10 protein-coding genes are annotated in these 9,559 nt (G+C 69.3%); 8 read left to right on the forward strand and 2 right to left on the reverse strand.

What is annotated here, in order from left to right; genetic code table 11:
• A partial coding sequence (locus AB1634_17335) for a hypothetical protein (protein MEW6221279.1) occupies positions 1 to 1,009 on the reverse strand: 1,009 nt, incomplete at its 3' end.
• A 147-nt stretch (positions 1,010 to 1,156) separates the two neighbouring features.
• On the opposite strand from AB1634_17335, the gene AB1634_17340 reads away from it, so the two are divergent.
• The 3 genes from AB1634_17340 to nrfD are packed head-to-tail and all read left to right on the forward strand — an operon-like array spanning position 1,157 to position 3,647.
• Positions 1,157 to 1,627 carry a cytochrome c3 family protein gene (locus AB1634_17340; protein ID MEW6221280.1) on the forward strand — a complete coding sequence of 157 codons (471 nt, stop codon included), beginning with the start codon at positions 1,157 to 1,159 and terminating at the stop codon, positions 1,625 to 1,627.
• The gene (locus AB1634_17345) at positions 1,627 to 2,397 is read left to right on the forward strand and encodes a 4Fe-4S dicluster domain-containing protein (protein MEW6221281.1); all 771 of its coding nucleotides are present in this window, start codon (positions 1,627 to 1,629) and stop codon (positions 2,395 to 2,397) included. Before AB1634_17340 ends, AB1634_17345 begins: the two co-directional genes overlap by 1 nt.
• A 20-nt stretch (positions 2,398 to 2,417) precedes the next feature.
• Positions 2,418 to 3,647 (forward strand): NrfD/PsrC family molybdoenzyme membrane anchor subunit, encoded by a 1,230-nt coding sequence (nrfD, locus tag AB1634_17350; protein ID MEW6221282.1) that lies wholly within the window; start codon positions 2,418 to 2,420, stop codon positions 3,645 to 3,647.
• A 136-nt stretch (positions 3,648 to 3,783) separates the two neighbouring features.
• Here the strand turns inward: nrfD and AB1634_17355 are convergent, their stop codons facing one another.
• Positions 3,784 to 4,335, reverse strand: a complete 552-nt coding sequence (locus AB1634_17355) for a four helix bundle suffix domain-containing protein (protein MEW6221283.1) — start codon at positions 4,333 to 4,335, stop codon at positions 3,784 to 3,786.
• A 402-nt stretch (positions 4,336 to 4,737) separates the two neighbouring features.
• On the opposite strand from AB1634_17355, the gene AB1634_17360 reads away from it, so the two are divergent.
• From AB1634_17360 to AB1634_17380, 5 genes are all read left to right on the forward strand, one after another.
• Positions 4,738 to 5,706 carry a MoxR family ATPase gene (locus AB1634_17360; GenBank protein MEW6221284.1) on the forward strand — a complete coding sequence of 323 codons (969 nt, stop codon included), beginning with the start codon at positions 4,738 to 4,740 and terminating at the stop codon, positions 5,704 to 5,706.
• On the forward strand, positions 5,703 to 6,617 hold the full coding sequence (locus AB1634_17365) for a DUF58 domain-containing protein (GenBank protein ID MEW6221285.1): 915 nt from the start codon (positions 5,703 to 5,705) through the stop codon (positions 6,615 to 6,617). The genes AB1634_17360 and AB1634_17365 overlap by 4 nt, the downstream gene beginning before the upstream one ends.
• Entirely contained in the window at positions 6,617 to 7,081 is a 465-nt protein-coding gene (locus tag AB1634_17370; GenBank protein ID MEW6221286.1) for a DUF4381 domain-containing protein, read from the forward strand. The genes AB1634_17365 and AB1634_17370 overlap by 1 nt, the downstream gene beginning before the upstream one ends.
• A complete protein-coding gene (locus AB1634_17375; protein MEW6221287.1) occupies positions 7,078 to 8,094 on the forward strand; it encodes a VWA domain-containing protein in 1,017 nt (338 codons plus the stop codon). The genes AB1634_17370 and AB1634_17375 overlap by 4 nt, the downstream gene beginning before the upstream one ends.
• A partial coding sequence (locus AB1634_17380) for a VWA domain-containing protein (protein MEW6221288.1) occupies positions 8,075 to 9,559 on the forward strand: 1,485 nt, incomplete at its 3' end. The genes AB1634_17375 and AB1634_17380, both read left to right, overlap by 20 nt.

The raw sequence follows: 9,559 nt of genomic DNA on the forward strand, positions 1-9,559 counted from the left end.
CCGCCAGCGCCGCCAACCCGGCCCCGGGGCCGCCACCGTACCAGGTGGCCACCGCCACCTGGCCAGCGAAGGCGGCGCCCAGGCTGGTGATGAGGGGCACCAGGCCTTCGAAGAAGCCGAGGGGCTCCTGGGCCCTGGTCACCGTCCAGGCCAGCAGGGCCGTGTACAGGCTCCAGAAGACGAGCAGCAGGGGCACAAACCAGGAAAGATGGAGATAGGGCAGCGGCGGCTCGCCACAGGTGGCGGGAACGCTGACCTTGAAGGTCCAGAACAGCCAGAAGAGCAGGGACAGCCCCAGGGTCGACCAGCGCAGGGACGGGCAGAGCGCGCGGCCAGCCGGCAGATAGGCCGGCAGGTTGACCAGGAGCAGAAGCATCCCCAGATAGGGGAAGAGAGGCCGGGGGAAGTCCAGGGCCATGCCCACCAGACCGGGACCTAAGGTCGCCAGGCAAAGCAGAAAGCCGGCCCGATACGCCAACGCCATGGCGATGAGCACCGCCTCGGCCACAAAAAGGATGGTGTAGGCCCAGAAGGTGGAGACCGCCGCGAAATGGCCGTGGGTCTCGAAGACGATGGAGAACAGGAGCAGGGCGCCGCAGGTGGGAAAGACCGGCGCCAGCCGGCCACCTTTGCGGTAGAGCCACCAGCCGGCGGCGATCAGCACCAGGACGTAGGCCATGCCCAGGCCTGAGCCGACCCCCTTGTGCAAAAGACCGCTGTCGGTCAAGGTGCGCAGGATGAGCGCCACCACCAGCATGAAGGAGACCGCCGCCACCCGGGGCAGGAGCGCCTCCTTGCCCATCCAGGCCCAGAGCCCTTCATCCGGGTCGCCCGGGCTGGCCGCCTGCCGCCGTGGCGCCGCTGTCCCCGGGTCCGCCGTTCCTTCGCCCAGACGGGCCACCAGGGCCGCGACCTGCCGCCGCAGCTCGGCCACCTCGGCCTCCACCGCTGCCAGCCGCTCCTCCATGCCGTCCTCCGAAACCGGCCGCCAGCCGGCCATGCTGGCCATGCTGGCCCGACCACCCGGATCGCCTGTAACCATATCCAGTTCTTGCGCTTTTGGTTTCGAGGTGTATATTGTCTCCCGTTTTGCGGCTGGCAATATATATTAGCCAGATAGGTTTTACAAGCCCATCCCATCCTCGAGGAGCTGCCTATGAAGAACCACGTTTTGCGGCCGTTGTGGCTGGCCGTCGCCCTGGTGGGCCTGATCCTGATCGCCCGCACCATCCTGGTGCCGGACGATTTCGGGGTGCACGGCAAAAGCTTCACCTTCGGCTTCCACCGCCAGGGCAACATCGCCGAATGGCAGGCGGTGCCGGTGAAGTACCGGGGGGGCGGTGTCTGCGCCGACTGCCACAGCGACAACGCGGCAGCCAACGCTGCCGGTCCCCACGCCATCATCCCGTGCGAGAACTGCCACGGCCCGGCGGCGGACCACCCGGATCGGCCCGAGAAGCTGGCCATCGAGCGCGACCGCCAGCTCTGCCTGCGCTGCCATGCCGAGCTCGGCTATCCCAACAACCCCCGCAGCGCCCTGCCGGGCATCGTTGACCAGGACCACAACCCCGGCGACGACTGCGTCAGCTGCCACAACCCCCACGATCCCAGCCTGGAGAAGATGTGATGGCCAGCTCTCGACGACAGTTCCTGAAGAAGGCCCTGGCCGGCACCCTGGCCGGAGCCCTGCCCCTGTCTGCCCTGCGCTTCGTGTCGCCTGCCGAGGCCCGGGCCAGCATCGGCAATGCCGCGACCCGCTGGGTCTTTCTGGTGGATACCACCCGGTGCGTCGGCTGCGGCTTCTGCGTCCGGGCCTGCAAGCGGGAGAACGAGGTGCCCTACGATGTGCCGGTGAGCCGCACCTGGGTGGAGCGCTACGTGGTCACCCGGGACGGCGTCACCCGCGCCGACAGCCCCAACGCCGGCCGGGACGGCTTCACCGATCCCCGCATCCGGGGCGAGAGCATCCCCAACGAGGCGATCACCAAGGCCTTCTTCGTGCCCAAGCTCTGCAACCAGTGCGAAACCCCGGCCTGCGTCCAGGTCTGCCCGGTGGGCGCCACCTACCAGACCAACGACGGGGTGGTCCTGGTGGACCGCTCCTGGTGCATCGGCTGCGGCTACTGCATCATGGCCTGCCCTTACGGCGTCCGCTTCTTCCATCCGGTGCACAAGGTGGCGGAGAAGTGCAACTTCTGCTACCACCGCATCACGAAAGGCCTGGAGACCGCCTGTGTGGCGGCCTGCCCCTTCGGCGCCCGCCGGATCGGCAATCTCAGGAACGAGGCGGATCCGGTGACCCGGACGATCATGACCGAGCGGGTGGCGGTCCTCAAAGACGAATACGGCACGAAGCCGCAGGTCTACTATATAGGCCTGGACGAGCGGGTGAGGTGAGCATGGACGCTTCTGAGCTGGTGGTGCACGGTCTCGAGTGGACGACCAAGGACCTCTTTGTCTATCCCAACGAGTTCATCTACTGGAGCATCCAGATCGTCATGTACCCGTACATGACCGGTCTGGTGGCCGGGGCCTTTGTTCTGTCTTCCCTCTACCATGTCTTTGGCCAGAAGGACCTCAAGGACATGGCCCGCTTTTCCCTGGTCTTCTCCCTGGCCCTCCTGCCGGTGGCCCTCATGCCGCTCATGTTCCACCTGCAGCAGCCGCTCCGGGGCATCAATGTCATGATGACCCCCCACTTCACCTCGGCCATCGCTGCCTTTGGCATCGTCTTTTCGACCTACGGCCTCATCGTGGTGAGCGAGATCTGGTTCGTCTACCGGGAGTACTTCGCCAACCAGGTGCGGGTCCTGGAGGGGCGGCCGGAGGGCGGCGGGCTGAAACTCCTGGGCTACCGGCTCCTGGCCATGGGCGCCTACGACACCAGCGACGCCGCCCTGGCCAAGGACCACAAGGCGGTGAAGATCCTGGCCGGCGTCGGCATCCCGGTGGCCTGCTTCCTCCACGGCTATGCCGGCTTCATCTTCGGCTCGGTGAAGGCCAACGCCTTGTGGATGAGCCCGCTCATGCCGGTGATCTTCATCATGAGCGCGGTGGTGTCCGGCATCGCCCTGTGCATGCTGACCTACATCGTCATCATGGAATGGAAGAAGCTGACCACCTCCCTGGCCCGGGGCCGCGGCGACACCAGCGTCCAGGCCATCGGCGGCGTGGAGATCGATGTCATCACCAAGGCCTCCCGCTACCTCCTGGGCTTTCTCGTGGCCGCCATCACCCTGGAGATCCTGGACCTGGTCTTCCGGGGCTACACGGCCATGAAGTCCTGGGACATCCTGCGCTCGGTGATGTACGGCAAGGACTTCCTCAACATCTTTGTGCTGCAATACGGCCTGGGCAATCTGGTGCCCTTCTTCCTGCTGCTCCTGGGCCGGCTCACCATCCGCCGCACCTTGCTGGCCCTGGTGCTCATCCTCTTCGGCGTCTTCATGATGCGGTGGAACGTGGTCATCGGCGGCCAGGCCTTTTCCCTGTCCTTCGCCGGCTACATGCACTACCATCTGCCCTTGCTGCCCCATTCCCTGGAGACCTACAAGGAAGGCCTCCTGGGTGCCCTGACCGTGGCGGCCACCCCGTTCGTCCTCTTCTGGCTGATCAACAAGGTCGTGCCCTCCCTGCGCTACGAGTAGCTGCCCGCCACCCGAGCCCGGTGTCCTCCTCCTGCACCGGGCTCGGGTGGTGAGCCCGCAAAGGAGGCCTGCCGGACCATGCCCATCCCACGGCCAGCGCACCGTTGGCTCGTGCCGCCCCAGGAGGCCATCGCCATCACCCTGGCCTGCGGCCGCGTGTCCTTTTCGCCAGCCTGGCCCGGGTCATCCGCTCACGCAGGCCGCCCTCTTCGAGGAAGACCTGCTCAAGCTGCCGGATCTGCTGGTCCAGCAAGTAGTTGGCCTGGTGAATGAGGCAGATGGCGATATTGGCCACCACCTCCGCCGGCCGGGTATCGGCATAGGGCCGGTAAGTCTCGTACGAAGCGTCCATCTTCGTCCCGAGCCGCCGCACAAAGCGCGCCTCCCGGCTCTCCTTTTCCCATAGCGCCAGGCCGCGCGTGCGCAGGAAGTCGCGGTAGTCTTCCAGAAACTCCTCCAAGCTGGCCCGGGCGACGTTCATCAGCTTGATCTCCGCCTCCTTGGAGGTGCCGGAAGCCATGCTGCCCTCGACGATGTTCTGCTTGCCCGAGCGCGCCGCCTGGACCATCTGGTCAACGGTCCGGTCGCGCGGCTCGAGAAACCGCGCGCAGAAGCACACGGTCAGGTCGTAGACGATCTGGGCCTTGCGGTAGGAGAGCAGGTCCGCATAGCCGCCGTGCGGGGGAATGAATCCCCCGGTTGCCGGTGATGCATCCTGTGTGGATTCTTGGGTCCTATGGGACCTGTATGACCTGTGTCCCTTCACCGGCGTCCCTCGCTCTCGCCCACGGCCCACTCCGGCCTCGGCTTCATAGGTCCTATGGGACCTATACGACCTATGGCCTTTCATCCTATCGCCGGCTCGCACACTACCAAGGCGCCAGTCCATTGTCGAGCCGCCCGCGGGGAAACTCTCCTTCCTGGCAGGCAGACGCGGGCTGGCTGCCAAAAGGGGCTTGCCATCCTGCCGCCTCTGGACTCAAATGAGGGGCTCGCACGGTGGAACTTTGCCGGCTCTCGGAACACCTTTCATGAGCAGAAAGGCACCCGATTCCCGGGTGCCGCTTCCCCCCTTTTTGCAGGAGGCCCCATGCCGCTTCGTGACGCCGTGCACCAGCTCCACCAGCACGTGTCGCAGCTGGTCATTGGCCAGGAGCATCTGGTCGGACGCCTGCTCGTGGCGCTCCTTTCCAATGGCCACGTGCTGGTGGAGGGCGCGCCCGGGCTGGCCAAGACCCGGGCGATCAAGTCCCTGGCCTCGGGTATGGAGGCGGATTTCCACCGCATCCAGTTCACCCCGGATCTCTTGCCCGCTGACCTGACGGGCGGCGATATCTACCGGGCCGAGACCGGGGTGTTCGAATTCCGGCCCGGCCCGGTCTTCCACAACCTGGTGCTGGCCGACGAGATCAACCGGGCGCCGGCCAAGGTGCAGTCGGCCCTTCTGGAGGCCATGGAGGAGCGCCAGGTCACCATTGGCGCCAGGAGCTACCCTTTGCCCCGGCTCTTTCTGGTCATGGCCACCCAGAACCCCATCGAGCAGGAAGGCACCTACCCCCTGCCCGAGGCCCAGCTGGACCGTTTTCTGCTGCACGTCGCGGTGGGCTATCCGGACAGGGAGGCCAGCCGGCGGATCCTGGCCATTACCCGGCAGGAAGCCTTGCAGGAGGGCCAGGCCGCGCCGCTCGCCGGCCCCCGTCTCGGCCAGGAGACGCTGTTCGCTGCCCGGCGGGAGGTGCTGTCCCTGCACCTGGCGGCCAGCGTCGAGGAGTACATCGTCGAGATCGTCGAGGCCAGCCGGGATCCGGGCCGGTATTCCCCGGAGCTTGCGGACTGGCTGCGCTGGGGGGCCAGCCCCCGGGGCGCCATGGCCATGGAGCGGGGCGCCCGGGCCCTGGCCTGGCTCGATGGCCGCGACTTCGTCACCCCGGAGGATGTGCAGGCCATCGCCCCGGATGCCCTCCGCCACCGCATTCTTCTCGACTACGAGGCCGAGGCGGACGGCGTCACCGCCAGCCGCTTCGTGGCCGAGCTGCTCCGTAAGGTGCCCTCCCTGTGAGCATCCCCGGGGTGACGGTGGATCTGGGCGAGCTGGTACGGCTCGCCGGAGCGGTGCGCTCCCTGCGCCTGGGCCCGGGCCGCAGGGCCGCGGCCGTCCGCGCTGGCGGGCATCTGTCGGTCCACAAGGGCCGGGGCCTGGAATTCGACGAGGTGCGCCAGTACCAGGCCGGCGACGAGGTGCGCAGCATCGACTGGCGGATCACCGCCCGCCGGGGCAAGCCCCACACCAGGCTTTACCGGGAAGAGAGGGAGCGGCCGATCTTTGTCCTTGCAGACCTCAACCCCGGCATGTTCTTCGGCACCCGGCGGCAGCTCAAATCGGTGCAAGTGGCCCGGCTGGCCGCCATGGCTGCCTGGGCCGCCCTCCACCACGGCGACCGGGTCGGCGGCGTGGTGATCGGCGCCGAGGCCTTCGCGGTGCTGCCGGCCCGGGCCCGGCGCCACGGCGTCATGGCCCTCATCCAGGCCCTGGTCCGGCTGCAGCCGACCGCCCCCGGGGCGAGCCGGCCCGGCCGCCTGGACGAGGGTCTGGCCAAGCTCCGTTCCCTGACCCGACCCGGCAGCCTCATCCTCCTGCTCAGTGATTTCGGGGAGATGGAATCAGACGGCGAGCGGCTCCTGGGCGGACTGGCCCGGCACAGCGATCTTGTGGCCGGCTTTGTCCACGATCCTCTGGAGGCCCAGCCGCCGGCGGCCGGCCGCTTCGGCTTTGCCAACCTCGGCCGCCGCCTTCTTCTGGACACCGGCCAGGATGAGGTGCAGCAGCGGTGGGCCGCGGCCTTCCGCCAGCGCCAGCAGGATCTCCATGCCCTGGGCCAGAAGAGCGGCTTTCCGGTCCTGGACATTGCCACCGACATGGAGCCCCGGCAGGTCCTGCAGCAGGGCCTGGCGCGGCTGGGGAGGACCTGATGCCGCCGGCCGCCGATCCCCTGGCCGAGCTGCGGCCGTTGCACCTGCCGCCCCCGGTCTCGTGGTGGCCGCCCGCGCCGGGCTGGTGGCTTCTGGCCGGGCTGGCGCTGGGTCTTTTCGGACTCGCCTGGTATTGGCGTCGCCGCGGGCAGGTACGGCGGGCCGCCCTGGCGGAGCTGCAGGCCCTGGCCGGCAGTGCCCGCGAGACCCGGGAGCAGCTGCGGCAGCTCGCCGCCCTTCTCAAGCGCTATGCCCTGCACTGCTACCCCGGCCAGGAGGTAGCGGCCCTGACCGGCGATGCCTGGCTGCGCTTTCTGGATGAGCACGGCGGCAACGGCGCCTTCACCAGCGGCTGCGGCCAGGTGCTGGGGCGGGGCCTGTTCCAGCCCGGCACCGCCGTCGATCTGCCGGCCCTGGTGCGCCTGGTGGAGCGCTGGCTCCGGCAGAACCGGAGGAAGGGATGATCCGGCTCGCCTGGCCCTGGCTCCTGGTCGCCCTGCCCCTGCCCTGGCTGGCCTGGCGCCTGCTGCCGCCGGCGCCGGCGGTCAGCCCGCCGGCCCTGTTCGCGCCCTTCGTGCTGGCGGTCTTCGGCGATCGGCCAACAACGGCGGCGCGCCGCCGCCGCTGGACCCGGGTGCTGGCGGCCCTCGTCTGGCTCCTCCTGGTCATGGCCGCCGCCAGGCCCCAGTGGCTGGGCGAGCCCGTGGAGCTGCCCCAGACCGGCCGCAGCCTGATGCTGGCCGTGGACGCCTCCGGCTCCATGGAGATCCCGGATCTCGATCTTTCCGGCAGCGAGGCCAACCGGCTGGCGGTGGTCAAGGAGGTGGCCGGCGAGTTCATCCGGCGCCGGGTGGGGGACCGGATCGGTCTCGTCATCTTCGGGAGCCAGGCCTATCTGCAGGCGCCGCTGACCCTGGACCGCACCACGGTGGCAAATCTCCTGGCCGAGACCGAGATCGGCATCGCCGGCAAGGAGACCGCCATCGGCGATGCCATCGGCCTGGCGGTCAAAAGGCTCAAGGAGGTGCCGCAAGGCAAGGCGGCCCTGGTGCTCCTCACCGATGGCGCCAACACCGCAGGCCTGGTGCCGCCGAAGCAGGCTGCTGACCTGGCCGCCCAGGCTGGCATCAGGATCTACACCATCGGCGTCGGTGCTGACCGGGTGGTGGTCCGGGGCTTTCTGGGCAGCCGGGTGGTGAACCCCTCCGCCGATCTCGACGAAGAGACCCTGGAGTACCTGGCCAGCGCCACCGGCGGCAGGTTCTTCCGGGCCAAGGACAAGGAAGGCCTGGCCGAGGTCTACCGCCGCATCGACGAGCTGGAGCCGGTTGCCACCGAAAGCCTGGTGGTGCGGCCCAGGACCGATCTCTTTGTCTGGCCCCTGGCCGCCGCCCTGACGCTGTCTGCCCTGCGGGCGGCGGCGGCCCTTTGGCCCCGCCGGCCGCGACGAGAAGCCCATGCCCCATCTGCCGCCTGACTTCCATTTCCTGCGGCCGTTCTGGCTCTGGGCCCTGGTGCCGGCCGCCCTGCTCCTGGCTGGTCTGTGGTGGCAGCGGCTGCGGGCCGCCGGCCTGGAGCGGATCTGCGACCCGGGCCTTCTGCCCCACCTCCTGGTCGATCACGGCCGCCGCGCCAGCCGCCTCCCCCTGGCGCTCATTGCCTGCGCCTGGCTCCTGGCCGTCACCGCCCTGGCCGGGCCGGTCTGGCAGCGCCAGCCCCAGCAGGTGTTCCGTCTCGGCTCCGGCCGGGTGCTGGTGCTGGACCTCTCCCCCTCCATGGCCGCCACCGACATCACCCCCAGCCGGCTGGCCCGGGCCCGCTACGAGATCGAGGACCTGCTCAGGAACAACCGGGAGGGCCGCACCGGTCTTGTGGTCTTCGCCGCCGAGCCCCACGTGGTGGTGCCCCTCACCGAGGACGTCGCCACCATCGCCGCCATGCTGCCGGCCCTGGCCGTGGAGATCATGCCTGTGGCCGGCGACCTCGCCGGGCCAGCCCTGGCCAAGGCCGCCTCCCTGCTCCGGCAGGCTGGCGTGAAGGACGGCGACCTCATCCTGGTGAGCGACGGGGTGGACGACCTGGCCAGCTGCCTGGAGCGGGCCGGGGAGCTGCGACAGCAGGGCATCCGACTGTCGGTATTGGGAATCGGCACGGCCAGCGGCGCGCCCGTGCCGGCCCCGTCCGGCCGTGGCTTTGTCACCGGTCCGGATGGCGCCCCCCGGCTGGCCAGGCTGGACAGCGCCTCCCTGACGCAACTGGCCACCGCTGGCGGCGGCCGCTACAGCCCGCTTCTGGCCGACGATCGGGACAGCTTCGCCCTCCTGGCCGGCCCGCCCAGCCAGGGCCGCACCGGCGGCGAGGCTCTGGAAGGAGGGGTCGAGCGTTGGCAGGAGGAAGGGGTCTGGCTGGTGCTGCCGATCCTCCTCCTGGCCCTGGCCGGCTGCCGGCGGGGCTGGCTGGGCCTGGCTCTCTTCCTCTTCCTGGCGGCGCCCCGGCCGGCCGCGGCCTTCGGCTGGCAGGACCTGTGGCTGCGGCCGGACCAGCAGGCCGCAGGGCTGTTGGCCGCAGGCCAGGCCAAAGAGGCGGTGGCCCGCTTCCAGGATCCGGCCTGGCGGGCGGTGGCCCAGCACCAGGCCGGCGACTACCGGGCGGCCGCCGAAACCGGCCAGGCCGCCCCGGATGCCCGGGGCAAGTACAACCTGGGCAACAGCCTGGCCAAGGCCGGCCGCCTGCCAGAGGCGGCCGAGGCCTATCGGCAATCCTTGCAGCTGGCCCCGGACGACGGGGACGCCCAGCACAACCTGGAGCTGGTGCAACGCCTGCTCGACGAACAGGAACGACAACAGCCGGGACACGACCAGGACGACCAGGGGTCCCAGGACCAGAACCAGGGTCAGGGCCAAGGACAGGACGGGGATCAGCAGGAACAGGGCCAGGACAAG

This window comes from Thermodesulfobacteriota bacterium (genome assembly GCA_040755095.1).
Taxonomy (GTDB): Bacteria; Desulfobacterota; Desulfobulbia; order Desulfobulbales; family JBFMBH01; genus JBFMBH01.

Coding starts and splice junctions, on each gene's coding strand:
- AB1634_17340 (MEW6221280.1), top strand. CDS start 1,157: ATGAAGAACCACGTTTTGCGGCCGTTGTGGCTGGCCGTCGCCCTGGTG.
- AB1634_17345 (MEW6221281.1), top strand. CDS start 1,627: ATGGCCAGCTCTCGACGACAGTTCCTGAAGAAGGCCCTGGCCGGCACC.
- AB1634_17360 (MEW6221284.1), top strand. CDS start 4,738: ATGCCGCTTCGTGACGCCGTGCACCAGCTCCACCAGCACGTGTCGCAG.
- AB1634_17370 (MEW6221286.1), top strand. CDS start 6,617: ATGCCGCCGGCCGCCGATCCCCTGGCCGAGCTGCGGCCGTTGCACCTG.
- AB1634_17375 (MEW6221287.1), top strand. CDS start 7,078: ATGATCCGGCTCGCCTGGCCCTGGCTCCTGGTCGCCCTGCCCCTGCCC.